General features: G+C 69.2%; 15 protein-coding genes. 6 read left to right on the plus strand and 9 right to left on the minus strand.

Features of this window, described 5'->3' with window-relative positions:
• Positions 1–16 precede the first annotated feature (16 nt).
• Genes WCE37_RS10530 through WCE37_RS10555 form a run of 6 tightly spaced genes read left to right on the plus strand, consistent with a single transcriptional unit; the run spans position 17 to position 6,543 of the window.
• Positions 17–1,108: an ABC transporter permease gene (locus WCE37_RS10530; protein WP_343279316.1), complete on the plus strand. Its 1,092-nt coding sequence runs from the start codon at positions 17–19 to the stop codon at positions 1,106–1,108.
• Positions 1,105–2,580 (plus strand): efflux transporter outer membrane subunit, encoded by a 1,476-nt coding sequence (locus WCE37_RS10535; RefSeq protein ID WP_343279317.1) that lies wholly within the window; start codon positions 1,105–1,107, stop codon positions 2,578–2,580. The genes WCE37_RS10530 and WCE37_RS10535 overlap by 4 nt, the downstream gene beginning before the upstream one ends.
• Positions 2,577–3,983, plus strand: coding sequence for an MBL fold metallo-hydrolase (locus tag WCE37_RS10540; protein ID WP_343279318.1), 1,407 nt, complete (start codon positions 2,577–2,579; stop codon positions 3,981–3,983). The genes WCE37_RS10535 and WCE37_RS10540 overlap by 4 nt, the downstream gene beginning before the upstream one ends.
• Positions 3,980–4,846 carry a TIGR00730 family Rossman fold protein gene (locus WCE37_RS10545; protein ID WP_343279319.1) on the plus strand — a complete coding sequence of 289 codons (867 nt, stop codon included), beginning with the start codon at positions 3,980–3,982 and terminating at the stop codon, positions 4,844–4,846. The genes WCE37_RS10540 and WCE37_RS10545 overlap by 4 nt, the downstream gene beginning before the upstream one ends.
• Before the next feature lie 11 nt (positions 4,847–4,857).
• Positions 4,858–6,033 carry a lipid A deacylase LpxR family protein gene (locus WCE37_RS10550; RefSeq protein ID WP_343279320.1) on the plus strand — a complete coding sequence of 392 codons (1,176 nt, stop codon included), beginning with the start codon at positions 4,858–4,860 and terminating at the stop codon, positions 6,031–6,033.
• Between the two features lie 45 nt (positions 6,034–6,078).
• Positions 6,079–6,543 (plus strand): cytochrome c, encoded by a 465-nt coding sequence (locus tag WCE37_RS10555; protein WP_343279321.1) that lies wholly within the window; start codon positions 6,079–6,081, stop codon positions 6,541–6,543.
• 10 nt (positions 6,544–6,553) lie between these two features.
• Here WCE37_RS10555 and WCE37_RS10560 read toward each other — a convergent pair whose 3' ends face one another.
• The 9 genes from WCE37_RS10560 to dsbD form a co-directional block, all read right to left on the minus strand.
• Complete coding sequence (locus WCE37_RS10560) at positions 6,554–7,924, minus strand: TolC family protein (protein ID WP_343279322.1); 1,371 nt, start codon at positions 7,922–7,924, stop codon at positions 6,554–6,556.
• On the minus strand, positions 7,885–8,199 hold the full coding sequence (locus WCE37_RS10565) for a DUF3240 family protein (protein WP_343279323.1): 315 nt from the start codon (positions 8,197–8,199) through the stop codon (positions 7,885–7,887). The genes WCE37_RS10560 and WCE37_RS10565 overlap by 40 nt, the downstream gene beginning before the upstream one ends.
• Complete coding sequence (locus WCE37_RS10570; protein WP_343279324.1) at positions 8,196–11,273, minus strand: CusA/CzcA family heavy metal efflux RND transporter; 3,078 nt, start codon at positions 11,271–11,273, stop codon at positions 8,196–8,198. Before WCE37_RS10570 ends, WCE37_RS10565 begins: the two co-directional genes overlap by 4 nt.
• 1 nt (position 11,274) lies before the next feature.
• On the minus strand, positions 11,275–12,342 hold the full coding sequence (locus WCE37_RS10575) for an efflux RND transporter periplasmic adaptor subunit (RefSeq protein ID WP_343279325.1): 1,068 nt from the start codon (positions 12,340–12,342) through the stop codon (positions 11,275–11,277).
• A gap of 56 nt (positions 12,343–12,398) precedes the next feature.
• Entirely contained in the window at positions 12,399–13,814 is a 1,416-nt protein-coding gene (locus tag WCE37_RS10580) for a HAMP domain-containing sensor histidine kinase (protein WP_343279326.1), read from the minus strand.
• Positions 13,801–14,466 carry a response regulator transcription factor gene (locus tag WCE37_RS10585; RefSeq protein WP_343279327.1) on the minus strand — a complete coding sequence of 222 codons (666 nt, stop codon included), beginning with the start codon at positions 14,464–14,466 and terminating at the stop codon, positions 13,801–13,803. The genes WCE37_RS10580 and WCE37_RS10585 overlap by 14 nt, the downstream gene beginning before the upstream one ends.
• A 129-nt stretch (positions 14,467–14,595) precedes the next feature.
• Positions 14,596–15,411: a thiol:disulfide interchange protein DsbG gene (dsbG, locus tag WCE37_RS10590; protein WP_343279328.1), complete on the minus strand. Its 816-nt coding sequence runs from the start codon at positions 15,409–15,411 to the stop codon at positions 14,596–14,598.
• Entirely contained in the window at positions 15,411–16,262 is an 852-nt protein-coding gene (locus tag WCE37_RS10595) for a TlpA disulfide reductase family protein (RefSeq protein WP_343279329.1), read from the minus strand. Before WCE37_RS10595 ends, dsbG begins: the two co-directional genes overlap by 1 nt.
• Positions 16,262–18,064: a protein-disulfide reductase DsbD gene (dsbD, locus tag WCE37_RS10600; protein ID WP_343279330.1), complete on the minus strand. Its 1,803-nt coding sequence runs from the start codon at positions 18,062–18,064 to the stop codon at positions 16,262–16,264. Before dsbD ends, WCE37_RS10595 begins: the two co-directional genes overlap by 1 nt.
• Between the last annotated feature and the right edge of the window lie 21 nt (positions 18,065–18,085).

Here is an 18,085-nt window from a genome sequence, read left to right on the forward strand (position 1 = left end):
AGGCTCCCCGCTGGTGTTGGCCCGCCTGCGCGCGCAGGTGGTCAAGGAAGTACTCAGCATCCTGCGTGATCCGCGCAGCCGCATGGTGGTCTTTGCGCCGCCGCTGATCCAGCTGTTCATCTTTGCATTCGCGGCCACGCTCGAGGTGACCGACGTGGGTCTGGCCGTGCACGACCAGGACACGGGTCGCTGGTCGCACGAACTAGTGGCACGCCTGGACGGGGCGGGGTTCGTCTCGGAAGTGCATGCCGTTCGCAGCGAGGGCGAGCTGCGCCAGTTGATCGATCGCGGTGACGTGATTGCCGGATTGAACATCCCTGCGGACTTCTCTCGCGCCATCGCCGCAGGTGACAGTGGACGGATCCAGGTGCTGGTCGATGGCCGGCGCAGCAACGCCGGCCAGATCGTCGTGGGCTATCTGTCCTCCATCGCCGCCGGGATCGGGGCCGAGCTCGATCCCACGCTTGCTCCACCATTGGTGGTCCGCCACTGGTTCAACCCGAACCTGACCTATCGATGGTTCATCGTTCCTGGCCTGGTCGGCATCCTCGCGTTCTTCAGTGCGCTGATGCTCACCTCGCTGTCGATTGCGCGCGAGCGGGAGCTTGGCACCTTTGACCAGCTGCTGGTTTCACCGACTTCGACCTTCGAGATCATCGTGTCCAAGTCGCTGCCGGCGCTGGCCATCGGAACCGTCCTGGGCCTGGCGATGATCGCGGCCGGTGCGTTTGTGTTTGGTATCCCGTTCGCCGGGTCGTTCCTTCTGCTGATACTCAGCCTGGTGCTTTTCATCCTGTCCGTGGTCGGCATCGGACTGATGATTTCCGCGGTCAGCAAGACCCAGCAGCAAGCCATCCTGGGCGCCTTTGCCATTGGGGTGCCGGCGGTGCTGATGTCCGGCTTCGCAACTCCGGTGGAAAACATGCCGATTGCGCTGCAGTGGCTGGCGCAGGCCATCCCGCTTACCCATTTTCTCGTGATCGTGCACGGCAGCGTCCTCAAGGCGATGCCGCCGTCCGACATCCTGTCCAACCTGTGGCCACTGGCGGCAATCGCGCTGGTGACGTTGACCGCAGCCACCATCTTTGTCCGGGCACGACTGCAATGACACTCCTGAAATCTCGCGTTTTCGCACTTTTCGCAGCCGCGGCCCGTCATCGCGGAGCGGTGCTCCGTTGGCCGCTGGCGTTTGGGCTGGCCTGTGCCGTGTTGACCGCATGCACCGTTGGCCCGGAGTATCGCGAACCACCACCGGTGGATACCGGAAGCGGCTGGAGCCTGCCCGTCGTCACAGGGTCGGGGGCGGACGACTATGCGCACTGGTGGTCCACCTTGGGCGACCCGATGCTCGAACGCGTGGTGCACGCCGCGCTTGCCGAGAACCTAGACATCTACCAGGCGGCCGCGCGTATCGAGGAGGCGAGGGCGGTGCGTGACCGGATTGCCGGAGACCTGGCGCCAGTCGTCGAGACGGGGGCCAGCATCAGCCGCCGCCGGCAAAGCGAGAACGGCTCCCTGCCGATCGGGGCGATTCCCGGGATGGACAGCACACAAACAATCCATGACGTCGGGTTTGACGCGAGCTGGGAGCTGGATCTGTTCGGGGGGAATCGGCGTGCGCTGGAAGGTGCGGACGCGCGCTTGCACGCCGCCGTCATTGAGGCAGAGGGCGTCCGCATGCGTATCGCCGCCGAAGTGGTCCGCACCTGGTTCACGGCGAGCGGTTCCAGGCAGGAGGTGCGGGCGCAACAGGCAGCGGTGGAAGCGTTGCGCCATGCGTTGGTACTTCTTCAGGTGCGCCAGGCAGCGGGCGACGTGTCGCTCGCCGACGTGGACGCCGCGCAGGAGCGACTGGCCAGCGCTGAAGCCGCGCTTCCCGGCATTCGCGCCCGTGAGCGCGCAGCCGGCCTGGCCCTGGCGGTGCTGCTGGGCGAACCGCCGGAACGCGGCCCGCAACTGGTGGAAGGCGGGACAGGTCTGCCGCCGCTGGCCGAGATCCCGGTAGGCGAGCGTGCCGACCTGTTGCGCCGCCGGCCTGACGTGCTGGTGGCTGAACGGCAGCTCGCGGCGACCACCGCCGACATCGGCGTAGCAACGGCTGAGCTGTTTCCAAAGCTTTCGATCGGCGTGGGAGGTGGCTTCCAGGCGCTCGACGCGGATGATCTGTTCGATTCCGGCAGTCTTCGCTACGGCGTGCTGCCGATGATCTCATGGCGCGTGTTCGACGGTGGGCGCGTGCGTGCGGAGATTCGTGCGCGCGAGGCAGCCCAGTGGCGGGCGGCACTGGCCTACGAACAGGCAGTGCTGGCGGCGTTGGGCGATGCTGAAACGGCCCTGGCCAACTACCAGGCGGGCCTGAAGGCGCTGCAACAGCACCAGCTTGCGCTTGAGGCCAACCAGCGTAGCTACGACCACGCCGCGAAGCGACATGCGCTGGGCGTCATCGCATTGGGCGAACTGCTCGTCGCCCAGCGTCAATTGCATGAGGCGCAGGCCGCGGTAACGCGCGCCCATACCGCAGCCGCAGTGCACCTGGTGGCCCTGTACAAGGCCCTTGGTGGCGGCTGGGAGGCAGCATGAAGATCCAGTTCCTCGGCGGCGCAGGCGAAGTGACCGGCTCGTGCTTTCTGGTGGAAGCAGCGAAAACCCGCTTCCTCGTGGACTGCGGCATGGTTCAGGGAGGACGCGAAGCCGCCGTGCGCAATCGCGTCAGGTTCGCTTTCAATCCGGATTCGATCGACTTCGTTCTGCTCACCCACGCCCACATCGACCATAGCGGCCTGCTGCCCAAACTCGTTAAAGAAGGCTTTCGTGGCCCCATCTACACGACTACGGCCACGGCGGACTTGCTTGGGGTGATGCTGCCTGACAGCGCCCATATCCAGGAAAGTGACGCCAAGCGCGCGTCTCGGCGGCCAAGCAGGGTTGACGCGACGCCGATCTATACCCAGCGCGACGTGGTGGATTGCCTGGCGCAGGTCCAGCCCGTGGACTATGAAAGCGAATTGGCCCCATGCGCCGAGGTTCGTTGTCGCTTCCGGGATGCAGGCCACATCATCGGCTCGGCCATCGTCGAAATCTGGGTCAAGGGACGTGATGGCGCGACCAAGCTGGTTTTCAGCGGTGATCTTGGGCAGCCCGGACGGCCGATAGTGCGTGATCCAACGCCCATCGAAGACGCCGATGTCCTGGTCATCGAGTCGACCTACGGCAATCGCATGCACTCCGATCTGGCCGGCGTCGAGGAAGAGATGGTCTCAATCGTCAAGCGCACTCTCGGCGAACGGGGCGGAAACGTCATCATTCCTGCGTTCGCGGTCGGCCGCACGCAACAGATCATCTACCAGCTCCACCAGCTGGTCCGCCAGGGACGACTGGAACACCTCAAGGTGTTCGTCGACTCACCGATGGCCACCGAAGTGACCCGCATCACTCGACAGCATCTGCGGCTCTTCGATGAGCAGGCCAAAGCGCTCGCCGACTGGCATGCGAAGGGACAGAACCTCCCGTGGCTTCATTTCACGGCGAGCGTCGAGGAATCGATCGCGTTGAACAGCATCCGCGGAGGCGCAATCATTATCTCTGCCAGCGGGATGTGCGATGCCGGCCGGATCCGGCACCATCTCCTGCATAACCTGCCACGCCGCGAGTGCAGTGTGCTGATCCCCGGCTACCAGGCGCACGGCACACTCGGTCGGCGTTTGGTCGATGGCGCGCGCCAAGTGCGAATTCTCGGCCAGGATCTACCGGTCCGCGCCGCGATCCACCAGGTCGACGGTCTATCCGCGCATGCAGACCGCGCTGCGCTGCTGGAGTGGACGGGCGGATTTCGCAGGCCGCCGTCACGGACTTTCGTGGTCCATGGTGAGGCCCAGGCATCCCAGGCGTTGGCAGATGCATTGCGGGATAGGCCGGGGTGGCGCGTGACGGTCCCGGCGTTGGGCGAGCAGGCCACGATCGGCTTCCGGGAAGTTGCTCGATGAGCCTGCCGTCGGACCTTGCACAACGCCTGCAGGCGATCATCCAATCGCCGACTTACCGACTCGCGCACGAAGACCCCGCGCTGCTGGGCGAGGACGCCCAACGGGCATTGCGACTGCAGCTGGAGCTTCTCAAGCCAGAGCGTGCACTCCGCGCCGAGGGCGTTGGCTCCACGGTGGTGGTGTTCGGGAGTGCCCGGATCACCGATCCAGACACCGCAGCGGCATGGGTGGCCACGCTGGAACGTGGCGTACTTGAGAACCCGGGAAGCGTGGCGCTGGCGCGCGCGTTGGGATTGGCAAAGCGTCGTGCTTCCCAGGCACGGTATTACGAGGAAGCGCGCCGCTTCGCGCAGCTGATTTCATTGCGCTTCCAGCGGGAAGAGCGAAAGGACTTCGTCGTCGTGACCGGTGGTGGACCGGGGATCATGGAAGCGGCAAACCGGGGCGCCTGCGAAGTCGGTGCGCGCTCAATCGGACTCAATATCACGCTCCCGCACGAACAGGGGCCCAACCCCTGGATCAGTCCGGAGCTCGCGTTCCGGTTCCGCTATTTCGCAATACGCAAGATGCATTTCCTGATGCACGCCCGTGGCCTCGTTGCTTTCCCTGGGGGGTACGGGACCTTGGACGAACTGTTCGAGGTGCTGACCCTGATCCAGACCGGGAAGATCGCGCCTATTCCAGTTGTTCTGGTAGGACGCTCGTTCTGGAGCCGCGCCGTCAACTTCGATTATCTGGTTGACGAAGGTTACATCGAACCCAAGGACGCCACCTTGTTCACATGCGTCGACGAGGCTGAGGAGGTCGTGGCCGCCCTGGAGCGATTCCACGGTACGCGCAGACCGCCGGTTCCACCCACGTAATCGGGGTAAGCATGGTGATGACGCGGCTGGCCAGGTGGGTTCCAGGTTCCTGCATTCTGCTGCTGACCATGTCGTTGCCCATTGCAGCTTCGGCGGCCGAGCCGGGTATCTCGCACGTATCTTCCATCGGAACCGGCTGTTCGGTGGATGACCGTCCACGCTGGCGCGGTGGCACGGTGCGGCTGGAGAACGACATGCCTGCCGGGACGGATCGCAACTACACCAATGGAGCGGCCGTGACCATCGCGTCCCATGACCTTGACGGCCCGCAGCGCATTGACTGCCTGCGGACACCGCTCCGGCTCTACACCCGTTTGCTGGCCTGGATCGAGCCGGGCTTCTGGCGCCATGGCGAAGGGGAGGAGGCATCGCGAAACGTAGTGGTTCGCATTGGCCAGGCGATGTATACGCCAGGGGATGGCAGCCGCACCGATCTGGTGTCTGACGATCGTCCCTATGCCGGGCTGCTGTACGCTGGGGTCGCATGGAACCGTCGACTGCGCCCGACCGGCGCCAGCTACGAGTTGCTGGACGTACGCGAGCTCACGCTGGGGGTGATCGGACCATGGTCGCTGGCCGAGCGATCGCAGCATCTGGTGCACGACATTCGCGGGATCGACCGCTTCCGGGGCTGGGATCACCAACTGGGTAATGAACCGGCGCTCCAGTTCGTCACCGAGCGCAAGTACCGGCGGCTGGCCGAGGGTGCCGTCCGGCCAGGTTGGGGGCATGACGTCATCGCCAGCCACGCCCTTCGGTTCGGAAATATCGAGACCGCTGCCACCGTCGGCCTCGAAGGACGGTTCGGGTGGAACGTGCCCAACGACTTTGGAAGCTATCCCATTCGCGCCGGGGCGGAGAACCGTCCCCCGTCGTCGGCCGCCGCGATGCGAACGTCGAATCCCTTGTCCCCGGTCGCGCCGCAGGCGGGAATCCATGGATTCGTCATCCTTGAGGCAAAGGCTGTGGCCTGGGACTTTTCGCTCGATGGCAACCTGGTCCGCGATAGCCATGGTGTCAGCCGCGAACCTTGGGTCGGGCAAGCAGCGATTGGCCTCAGCGGTCAGTGGTTGATCGGTGATCGCGGCGTCCGGCTCGCGCTCATGCGCGTCTGGCGAACCCGAGAATTCAGGGAGCAGGCGGGCTCTCATGCGTTCGGATCTGTTGCGCTCAGCGTGGATTACTGAGCGTCCCGGGTCGTGCCTTCCCATCTAGCCATAGAGGAAACAGTAATGAAACACATGAAGTTCGTCCTCGTTCCGGTATTTACCGCGACCGCGCTTCTCTTCGTGTCGGCCGCAGGCATCGATGCGCGTGCGGAGGACCGGCAAGCACCCATGGGGCTGCGCACCCTGATGGAGAAGCTCGGCCGGGACATGCAGGCCGTGACCGGCGCAATCTCGACGGAAGACTGGGAGCTCGTCGAGGAACTCGCGCCCGGGATCGCCCGCCATGCGGAGCCACCGGCCATGGAAAAAGTGCGCATCCTCAGGTGGGTGGGTACTGACGCCGGCAAGTTCCGCGGCTTCGATGCCCAGGTCGAGCAGGCGGCAAACGCGATGGCTGAGGCGGCGGCCCGTGACGATGGGCTCGAGGTCATCCGCAGGTTTTCAGAGGTGCAGCAGGCCTGTCTGGGGTGCCATCAGCAATTCAGAGGGCCTTTCGTGGAGCATTTCCATAACCGCCGCGATAGGTGAGGCGGCAGTTTCATTCCTGATCCCCTGAAATGGGTGAGGGCATGACCGCCCCACGGCCCCCATCGCGGCGGGAGTGTCCGTCGTCGTCGATCCAGTAGGCATGGGCGTCCAGAAGCAGGCCGGCGACCGCGGAGAAAGCGAGGGCGCGGGCTTCGACCTCGGCCATCGCAGCCTCGGATGCACGCCGGCGGGCGGTCAGCAAATCGGCCAGGTCGACACCATCAAGCGCATGGCCCCGGGTCAGGCGTTCGGCCTCTCGGGCCTGGGCGCGCGCGGCCGTGTCGGCAAGTGTCCAGGCGTTGCCCAGGAGCTCGGCGCGGCGCGCCAAAGTGCGGGCCTGCAGCGTCACTTCGACCTGCGATGCCGCCGCATCGGCCCATGCGGCAGCGGCCATGGCGGCTTCCTCGTCGGCTACGGCGCGACGGGGCCCCGCCCCGAGCGGGATGCTGAAGAAAACGCCCAGGATCGTTTCCTCGCCGCCGCGCTCCGACATCGCGCGCACCCCGATGCTCGGGTCGGCGCGACGGTCAAGCCGGGAGCGTTGGGCACGCAGGTCGGCCAGCGCGGCGCGTCCCTCGGCCAAGGTGATGTCGTGGCTGACATCGACCACCTTGGTGGCCCATGCGTTCCAGTCGATGGGTTCATCACCGGGTACTGCGATGGACGGCGCCTGCGCAGGCAGGCGCAGCTGCGGGTAGCGCAGGGCCAGGGCCAGCCGTGCTTCCTGTTCCCGCAGCCTGCCATCCTCGAGCGCGCGTCGCGCGCGCGCTTCGGCCGCCACTGCCGCGTCGTGTTCGGCGGCAGCGGCATGGCCTGCGGCCAAGCGCAGTGCAGTCGCCTCGAGATCGTGACCGGCCAAGGCGGCCGCCTCGTACGACAGGGTGGCCAGTTCACTCGTGGCCAACCATTCGACCCATGCATGGAGCAGCCCGGTCGCGGTCACGTGGCGGGCGTCTGCCAGAGTGTCCGCACCGACGTCGATCTCCAGGTCGGCCATGTTGCGGTCGAGCGCCGCCTTGCCGGGCAGGCGCACCCCGCGCTGCAGGCTGAGCTCCCATTCGTCGAAGCGACCGCCGATGCCGGCATCGCGTTGCTGCCATTGTCCCCCGCCAATCCAGTCATGCGGTCCGCGCTGGCGGCCACCCGCGCGGGCATGCGCCGCCGACTGTTCGCCGCGCGCACGCTCGACACGCGGGTGGGCGTCGATCGCGGCGGTCGCGTGGGCGCTGTCGGGCAGCGTGCCCAGCAGCGCCGCCGGCAATTCGCCCGACTGCGCCAGGGCCGCGCCCGTGGCCCACGTCGACGCCAGCGCGAGGGCGAGCAGGGCCGCCCTGGGCCGACTCATGCCAGCCTCCCGAAGCCCAGCACCGGGGTCAGCCACCAGGTGATTCCGGCGGCCGACATGCGATCGCGGAGTCCCTCCAGAAGGCGCGCCGCCGCAGCCTGCGGCATCACCGCCAACAGCAGGCGCCGATCCGCGTGGCCACGCACGAGTTCCTGCACCGACGCATGTTCAAAGCCATGTCCATGGCCGGCGGCGGCCATGGTCGAAAAGCCTCCCAGCTCTGGATCGATCTCGAACAGCAAGGCCAGCAGGGGGCGTTCCGCGGATGGGGGGAAGGCCAGCGTCAGCTGGACCAGGGAAGGATCGTTCATGGCGTGCTCCGGGGGCGCGGCTGGCCGAAATGCAGGAACAGCAGCGGCAGCATCAGCAGGGTGAGCGGGGTTGCGGTGACCAGGCCGCCGACCACGACGATCGCCAGCGGACGCTGGATCTCCGAACCGGGGCCGGTGGCCAGCAGCAGCGGCACCAGGCCAAGGGCGGTGATCGAAGCGGTCATCAGCACCGGCCGCAGCCGCCGCTTCGCGCCCTCCACCACCACCTGCGCCATCGGCAGGCCACGCGCACGCAGGTCGTTGAAGTGGCTCGCCATCACCGTGCCGTTGAGCACCGCGATGCCGAGCAGGGCGATGAAGCCGACCGAGGCCGGCACCGAGACGTACTCGCCGGAGAGCCACAGCGCCAGTACGCCGCCGACCAGGGCAAAGGGGATGTTGGCCAGCACCAGCAGGGCTGGCCGGGCGCCGCCGAGGCTGGAGAACAGCACCACGAAGATCAGTCCGAGCGCAACCGGCACCACCAGCGCCAGCCGCGCCGAGGCGCGTTGCTGGTTCTCGAACTGGCCGCCCCATTCAAGGCGGTAGCCCGGCGCGAGCGGCACGGCCTGCTCCACCGCCGCGCGCGCGTCATCGACGAAGCTGACCAGGTCGCGACCGGCGACATTGGCCTGGATCAGCGCGTAGCGCGAGCCGGCCTCGCGGTCCACCTTCACCGGCCCTTCAACGCGCTGCACCTGCGCGACGTCACCGACGCGCACGCGCTGGCCGCCCGGAGAGACAAGCTCCAAGTCGGCGAAGCGGGCCGGGTCGCTGCGCAGCGCCTGGTCGCCGCGGACGACCAGCGGAATGCGGCGGCCGTCCTCGACCACCACCCCGACCGCGACGCCCTCGACCTGGGCACGCAGCTCGCGTTGCAGGGTGGCCACGTCGAGGCCGGCGCGGCCGGCGGCGAGCCGGTCCACCTCGATCTCCAGGTACTGCACGCCGTCGTTGGCCAGGCGGTACACGTCCTCGGCGCCGGGCACCGCGCGCACCGCGTCCTCCACGCGCGCCGAGAGCACTTCCAGCTCCGCCAGGTCGGGGCCGAACAGTTTGATCGCGACGTCGCCTCGGGCGCCGGTCAGCATCTCCGACACACGCATCTCGATCGGCTGGGTGAACGCGTACGCGGTGCCCGGAAAGCGCTCGAGCACGGCCCGCAACTGTTCGGTCAGCCAGTCCTTGTCGGGCCGGCGCCACTCGTCCTTGGGCGCCAGCACCAGGAAGCTGTCGGTTTGGTTGAGCCCCATGGGATCGAAGCCGAGTTCGTCGGCGCCGGCGCGGGCGATGATGCTGCGCACCTCCGGCACCTCGGCCAGAATGGCGCGCTGCACCGCCAGGTCGACCTCGCCGCTGGCGTCTAGGTTGGCCGAGGGCAACTTCTCCAGCTGTACCAGGATCGCGCCCTCGTCCAGGGTCGGCATGAAGGTCTTGCCGATGCCCAGCCAGGACAGCGCCGCCAGGGCCAGTGCAACCCCCGCTGCCAGCACCGCGCGCCGCGGGTGTGCCAGGGTGGCCTGCAGCGCGGCTGCATAGGGCGGCGCGATGCGGCGCATCAGCCAGGGCTCCCGGTGGCCACTGCGCAGCAGCCACGAGGCCAGCACCGGCACCACCGTCAGGGACAACAACAACGAGGCGCCCAGCGCAAACACGATAGTCAGCGCCACCGGGCTGAACATCCGCCCCTCCAGCCCCTGCAGGGTCAGCAGCGGGGTGAAGACCAGGGCGATGATCAGGATGCCGGAGGTCACCGGCGCGGCGACTTCCGCGGCCGCGTGCCACACCCGGTGCAGGCGCGGCACGCCGTCGTCATCGCGCGCGCCCGCGAGCTGCTCCTCGGTGTTCTCCACCACCACCACCGCGGCGTCGACCAGCATGCCGATGGCGATCGCCAGCCCGCCGAGGCTCATCAGGTTCGCGCTCAGCCCGGTCAGGCGCATCAGCAGGAAGGTCGTCAGCACCGACAGCGGCAGGGTCACCGCCACCACCACCGCCGCGCGCACGTTGCCCAGGAACAGCAGCAGCAGCACCACGACCAGCACCATTGCCTCGACCAACGCCTTGCCGACCGTGCCGGTGGCGCGGTCGATCAGCTCGCTGCGGTCGTAGAAAGGCTCGACGCGCATGCCCGGCGGCAGGCTCGGTGCGAGCTCGGCCAGCCGCGTCTTGACCCCGTCCACCACCGCCGAGGCGTTGGCCCCGCGCAGTCCGACCACCAGGCCCTGCACCGCCTCGCCGGCGCCGTCGCGGGTCACCAGGCCGTACCGCGTCAGCGCGCCCTCGCGCACCGTGGCGACGTCGCCGACCCGCCACGTGTGACCGTCGCGCTCGACGATCACGGTTGCCTCGATATCGGCGCCACCGGCGATGGCGCCGGTTACGCGCACCACCAGTGACTCCTCGCCCTCGTCCAGGCGGCCGGCACCGTCGTTTCGGTTGTTGCCGGCCAGCGCCGTCTCAAGTTCGTTGATGCCCAGCCCGGCCGCGGCCAGCGCTGCGCGGTCGGGGACCACTTCCCACGTGCGCACGCGGCCGCCAAGCGCATTGACATCGGCGACGCCGGCCACCGTGCGCAGGGCAGGGCGGATCACCCAGTCGAGCACCTCGCGGCGCTCGGCCAGCGAATAGTCTTCGCCCTCGATGGTGAACATGTACATGTCCGACAGCGGCGTCGCGATCGGCGCCAGTCCGCCATCGAGCTCGGGCGGCAGGTCGCCCGCGGCCGCGGCAAAGCGCTCGGCCACCTGCTGCCGCGCCCAGTAGATGTCGGCGCCCTGCTCGAAGTCGAGGGTGATGTCGGCCAGCCCGTACTTGGCCGAGGCGCGCATCATGGTCTGCCGCGGGATGCCCAGCAACTCCATTTCCAGCGGTACCACGACCCGCTGTTCGACCTCGCCGGGGGTCATCCCCGGAGCCTTGAGGATCAGCTTGACCTGGGTGGGCGCGATGTCGGGGAAGGCGTCGACGGGCAGTCCGCGCCAAGCGACCACGCCGGCAAAGGCAAGGGCAAACGCGGCCAGCGCGACCAGCAGCCGCTGCGACAGCGACCAGGCAATCAGGCGCGACAACACGTCAGCGGTCCCCGGCGGCGGGCAGGGATCCGGCCACGGCCTTCAGCGCGAGCACGCCGCGCACGACGACCTCGCTGCCGGCAGGAAGGCCGCCGACCCAGGCGTAGCTGCCGTCGCGGTAATGCACCTGCACCGGCGTCATCGTGATGGTTTCGCCGCGACGGGTGAACACTGCATCGCCCGCGGCCAGGGCGACCACGGCGTTGACCGGCACCCGTCGGGCGCCAGCGGGGGCGGCGCGGTCGATCGCCAGCTCCACCAGCGCGCCCGGCAGGCCGGCTCCGGCCGGCATCCGCGCCGAGACGGTGAGCGAACGGCTGTCGGTATCGATCGCCCCGGCCACCGAGTCGAGTTCGCCGACCGCGCCACCGACCGTGGCGCGCATGCCCGGGGCCAGCGTGCCGGCCAGGCGTGCCGGTGCGCGGCCCGTTACGACGCGCTCGTCGCGCTGGCCGATCCGGGCCAGCAGTCCGCCGGCCTGGATGATCCGGCCATGGCCGCTGGCGCGCTGGAGCAGGCGGCCGGCGCGCGGCGCGCGCACCAGCACCGTGCCGTCGGCGGACAGCGAGGCGCTCCCGGCCAGGGCCTGGTCGGCGCGCGTCGCGGCGCCGAGCGCGGCCGCCTCCGCGCGAAGCGTTTCGACCTCGCGGGCAGCGATCACGCCGGCCTCGAGCAGGGCTTGGCCGCGCACGGCCTGGCGCGATGCCACGTCGCGCCGCGCCGAGCGTCCCGCTGCGTCGGCGAGTGCCGCCGCCCACGCAGGACTGGCGATCGAGAGCAGTGGCGTCCCGCGAACGACATCGCGACCCTCTTGTGCCAGAACTGCGGCCAGGGTGCCGGGATACGGCGCGACCAGCGCGAACTGCGCATCGGAGGCGAGTTCGACCTCGGCCGGTATCCGCGCAACGGGGATCCAGGCAGCGTCGACCGCCGGCGCGAAGGCCAGCGCCATGGCCTCGACCTGGGCCGGCTCCAGGGGCAGCGGAAGCGGTGTGGTGGCCTGTGCCGTGGGGACGAGCAGCGCGGCAAGCGCGAGGACCAGTAGGGACGCAGTGCGGGGACGGGACACGGGCTCTCCGGAGTGGGGATTCGTGGCCAGTGTCGAGGGGGAAGCTTTGGTTTCGCTTAAACCGCAGGCTCCTCCAGCCCCTGCCAGCCCGCGACTTCGACGCCCAGGCGTCCCTTGTCGAGGCGAAACGAGAGCGTCAAACCCTGTGCGCTCGCCAGCGCATGCGCCAGTGCCAATCCGAGGCCGGCGTGCACGCTGTCACGCCCGTCTGGCGCATCGACGGCATCGGCACGGAAGAAGCGCCGCCCCAGCTCGGGCAACATCGCCGGCGTCAGCGCCGGCGCGGCATTGGAGATCACCAGACGCAGCGGCACGGCGAAGAGATCGACATTCACGATGCTGTCGGCGGGTGCGTGTTCGATCGCGTTGTCGAGGAGGATCGCCAGCAATCGCGCGCTCATCGCCGCATCGGCGCTGACCCAGGCTTCTGCCGGAAGCCCGGGAGCGCAGGCCAGGCCGCGTTCGGCCTGGCGTCCGGCCAGCCGGGTGCATGTGGTGCGCACGAGGTCGGAGAGGTCCAGCGGTTCCGGCTGCACGACCGTCAGCCCGGCCTCGTGGCGGGCGAGGGCGAGCAGGCCGGCGACCGTCTGGTCCATCTCCGAGCCAAGCCGGGACAGCTCCTCCAGCGACTGCCGCAGGCGCGCGGGGTCGTCGTGCATCAGGCTGGTTTCGGTAATCGCGCGCAGTTCGGCCACCGGAGTGCGGAGCTCGTGGGCAAGATCCTGGGCGAAGCGGCGCTCGCGCGCGAGGTTTCCGAGCAGGGTGTCGATGACTTCGTCGAAGCGTCGTGCAACCGGCGCCAGTTCGCGCGGCAGGTTGCCATCATCAAGGCGGTCGCGCGGCTCCCGCAGGCGCATCGTTGCGATGCGGCCCACCAGCTGGTCCAGTGGTCGCAGTCCCAGGCTTGCGGCACTGGCTGCCAGCAGCATGGCCATCGCCAGTGCCAGGCCGATCGCGACCGCCAGCATCAGGTGCAGGCGGCGTTCGAGCGCGTCAAGCTGCTCGCGCTCCTCGGCCACGACCAGGTCGAGTGCGACACGCGGATCGCCGGGACCGAGCGGATAGCGCCGGGCGATCGCGCGACCGGCGTGGCCGTCGGGAAGCGGCAGGTCGAAGTACGTGGCGGCGGTAGCGCCATTCGTGTCGGGGCGGGGCAGGTTGCCGGACTCCATCGAGCGTGAACGTGCCACCACGTCGCCGTGCGCATCCCAGGCCTGGAAGAAATCGGTGTGGCCTTCCTCGCGGAACTCGGGCATCCACTGCTCGATCGGCCGCGTACCTTCCACCTGCGCGCCCAGGTAGGTGGCGATCGCGTTCGCGCGCGAGGACAGTCCGGCATCGAAGCGATGGTAGATTTCCCGATCCACCGCCAGGTCCAGGGTCAGGAACAGCCCCCCCAGCGCCAGCGCCAGCGCCGCCGCCACCCCGAGGCTGACGCGCTGCTGCAGCGAGGCGGCTCTAGCGCGCGGCATAGCCGAACCCCCGGCGGGTCTCGATCAGGTCCTCGAGTCCGCCGCACGCGAGCTTCGCGCGCAGCGTGCTCATCAGCACCTCGATCACTTTGTCCGAGGCGATGCTGTCCGCCGAGTACAGCTGCTCGAACAGCTGCGCCCTGCTGTACACGCGACCGGGATGCCGGACCAGCACTTCGAGCAGGGCGTACTCCTTGGGGCCGAGTTCGATGCCGCCGCCGGGACCGGTGGCGGTCCGGCGTGAGGTATCCAGGCGCAGCCCGCAGTGTTCGAGCACCGGCACCGGCTGCTCGTGGCGACGGCGGCCCAGGGCCAGCACCCGCGCACGCAACTCCTCGAAGGAGAACGGCTTGACCAAGTAGTCGTCCGCGCCGTCGTCGAGGCGGCTGACGCGTTCGTCCACGCAATCAAGTGCCGACAGCACCAGCACCCGGGCGTCCAGTCCTCGCCGGCGGACCTCACGCAGCACTTCGCGCCCGTCCAGGCGCGGCATCAGCAGGTCAAGCACGATCACGTCGTATGCGCCAGCATCCAGGAAGGCCAGCGCTGCGCGGCCGTCCGCTGCGACGTCCACTGCCAGGCCCACGCTGCCAAGACCGCTGCGCAGGGCTTCGCGCAGGCGTTCGGAGTCATCGACGACCAGTACCCGCACGGCGGCCTCCTGAAAGATGCCACCAGTGTAGGACCGCAGGCTTTGGTGATGCTTAAGTCCGGGCAGCCGCCTGGCCGTTTTGCCGAGGATTCCGTCAGGCCCCAGGCGTAGTCGATCGCAGCCCAGGTCTCACCGCGGGCCGAGCACCGTGGTCAGATCCGAAGCAGGGGGCATTCCCGAACGGCGCTGCACCGTGCCGTCGGCGTCGCGGAACAGGATGCCCGGCGTGCCCTGGAAGCCGAGCTGCAGCATCAGCCGCTGGTTGGTCTCCAGCCGGCGCGCCACGGCGGCCGGTACGGTGGCGAGCGGTTCGATGCCGCCCTGCACAAAGTTGCGCTCGTTGCGCTGCAGCGCGTCTTCCGGCGATGCCGCACCGTAGATCGCGGCCACCTTGTTGGCGCTGTCGGCCTTGATCACGCCGACCAGGAGATGCCGGATCTGCACCTTTCCGGCATCGACCCAGGGGCGCGCGGCTTCCCAGAAGCGGTTGCAGAAGGGGCAGTTCGGATCGCTGAAGGTGTAGACCACGCGCGGCGCGTCCGGGCGGCCGTCGACGATCCAGTCGGCGGATTCGAGCTGCCCCCAGGTGCGCTTGGACTGTGGCCCGGATACCAGGCGCTGCAGCGCCTCCGCGCCGACATCCTTGCCTTTGGCGTCGAGCATCACGCCGACCAGCGCATGGCGCCCGTCGGGAGTGAGATACACGGCCACGGGCTGCTGGCCGGCCACGCCGGCGAAGCCGCCCAGGCCGGAGGGCGCATCGAACTCGCCCAGCACTTCCAGTCCCTGTGCTTCGATGGCCTGGATGACGGCCGGCCGGTCCACTGCGGCAGCGCCGCTGGTGGCAGCAGCTGCGTCGGCGGAGTCTTCGGCCTGGCTGCAGCCGGACACGACCAGCAGCAGTGCCGACAACAGGGCGAACAGGGTGGGGTGGGTACGCAACATCAGTCGGTTTCCTTGGAAGGATCGGGAGCGGGCCACGGGGTCGACGCGGGGCCGAACCGCTGCAGCGCGCGGGCCAGGGTGGCTTCCGACAGTTCGCCCATGTGGGTGTCGACCAGGCGGCCGTCGGCATCGAAGAACAGGGTCGCCGGCAGGCCGCGCGCGCCGGCCTCCTGCGACGTGGCGGAGAACGGATCGAGCAGCACGTTGCGCAGGCGCATGCCGTCGCCGTCCAGGTAGGCGCGGATGTCGTCTTCGGATTCGCCCTGGTTGACGAAGGCGAAGGTCACGTCGGGCCGCCGCTCCTGCGCGGCGGCCAGCACCGGCATTTCGCGCCGGCAGGGCGGGCACCAGGTGGCCCACAGGTTGACCACCATCGGCTGGCCGGACATCGCCGCCAGGCTGACGGGCGTCTCGCGGTCGAGCATGGCGAGGTCGGTCGTAGACAGTTTCAGGGCAGAGGCCTGCATCAGCAACAGCGCGCCGGCCAGCAGCGCCCAGGATCCGAGCCCGGCACCCGCGGCCATCGCCAGGGGGCGCCGCAGCGGCTTTGCCTTGCGCGCCTGCCAGGCGCCGAACGCAAGGCCGGCGGAGGCGCCCGCCCACAGCGAGAAGCCGCCGTCACCCAGGCGGATGATCGACCAGGGATCGGCGAGGTATTCCGGCAGCCACTGCAGCACGAAGCCGACCCGCGCCGCGAGCAGGCCCACGAACAGCATGTCGACCAGCACCGGCGTGACCTTCACCCGTGGCTCCGGGGACGTCCGCGCCGTGCTCCAGCCAACAACCACGGCAATGGCCAGCGCCAGGAGCAGCACCGCCAGCTGGATCGGGAACGGTCCGATGCCGACCATCAGCCGGCCCCATCCATGACCCGCTGCAGGCGCTGCAGGAACGCGTCCGCTCCGAGCTCGCCGATCGTGCGCTCCGCCCGCCGTTCCTCGCCATCGGGCCCGACCAGCAGCAGCGTGGGCGGACCTGCGACCTGCCAGGCGCGCTGCAGCGCCTGGTCCTCGGCATCGTTGGCGGTGACGTCGGGGCGCAGCACCTGCATGCCCGCCAGCACCTCGGCCACGCGCGGGTCGCCGAACACGTCGCGCTCGATCACGTGGCAGGACACGCACCAGTCGGCGTAGAAATCGACCAGGGTCCACTGGCCGCGCGTGCCGGCCTCGGCGATGCGGTCTGCGACGTCATCCACGGTCTTGGCCTGCACGTATTCCACTGCCGGCGCGGCGGCCACGGGCGCCGCTCCGGCGGCGCCGAAGCCGGCCAGCGGACGCCAGGGATCGCTGGCGCCGGACGCGCCGCCGACCATCAGCGCCAGCGCCCACACCGACGACACCACCGCGAGATAGCGCGGCAGCCAGCGGCGGACCGGACTGCTGCCGGCCGGCGCCACCATCGCCACCAGGCCGACGGCGACCGCAAGCAGCCAGACACCCCACAGCGCCAGTTCGATGGCGGGCGACAGCACGCGCGCCAGCATCGAGATCGCGAGCGCCAGCAGCCCGTATCCGAACACCGCCTTGACCCGGTCCATCCACGCGCCCGGCCGCGGCAGGATGCGCGCGCCGAACACCGCGATCAGCAGCAAAGGGACCCCCATGCCCAATCCCAGCGCGAACAGCGCCAGGCCACCGGTCACCGCGCTGCCGGATTGCCCGATGTACAGCAGCGCGCCGGCCAGTGGCGCCGTCATGCAGGGCCCGACCAACAGCGCGGACAGGAAGCCGAGCGCCGCGGCGCCGGCCAGCGTGCCGCCCTGGCGTCCGCGACCGGCGCGCTCAAGCCGGTGGCGGACCCATGCCGGCAGCTGCAGCTCGAAGGCACCGAACATCGACAGCGCCAGCATCACGAACACGGCCGCGAACCCGCCCAGCAGCCAGGGGTTCTGCAGGGCGGCGCTCAGATTGGCGCCGGCCAGGCCCGCGGCGACGCCGAGCGCGGCGTAGGTCAGCGCCATCGGCAGCACGTAGGCGGCGGACAGCGCCAGCGCGCGCCGCGGCGGTGGCTCGCCGCCGACGATCAGGCTGGAGATGATCGGGATCATCGGCAGCGTGCAGGGCGTGAACGCCAGCAGCAGCCCGAGGCCGAAGAACACTGCGATCGCGGTCGCCAGGCTGCCGTTGGCCAGGCGGCTGGCAAGCTGCTGGTCTTCGCCCGCGGCAGTGGCCGGCAGCGCGGTAGCGATCATAGGGGTCGTGACGGCGACACTTTCGCCGGCGTGCGGCAGCTCGATGTCGAGGGTCTGCGGCGGATAGCAGATGCCGGCGTCGGCACAGCCCTGCCAGTGCAGCGTGGCGGTCGTGGCACCGCCGCCATCGACGCGCATGTCGACGGCGTCGTAATAGACCTCGGTGCGCCCGAAGAACTCGTCGGTCTTCTCCAGGCCCTTGGGCAAGGTGAGCGGCAACGGTCCGGCGCCTGTAGTGACGGACAGGCGATGGCGATAGAGGTAGTAGCCCGGTGCGATCTCGCCCTGCAGGCGCGTGCCGCCGTCCTCGCCGGCCGAGGCCTGCACGGTGAAGACATCGACGGGATCGAGGAACTCCGGCTCGGCGCGCCCGGCCAGCGAGGACAGCCAGTCCTGCGCCTGGGCACCCGCAGGCACGAACAGCGCGAACGCCCACAGCACGCGCAACAGCAACGACATTCGACTTCCCGGCATCTGCAT

Origin of the sequence: Luteimonas sp. MJ250 (genome assembly GCF_039548455.1) — a bacterium.
In the GTDB taxonomy this organism is placed as follows: Bacteria; Pseudomonadota; Gammaproteobacteria; order Xanthomonadales; family Xanthomonadaceae; genus Luteimonas.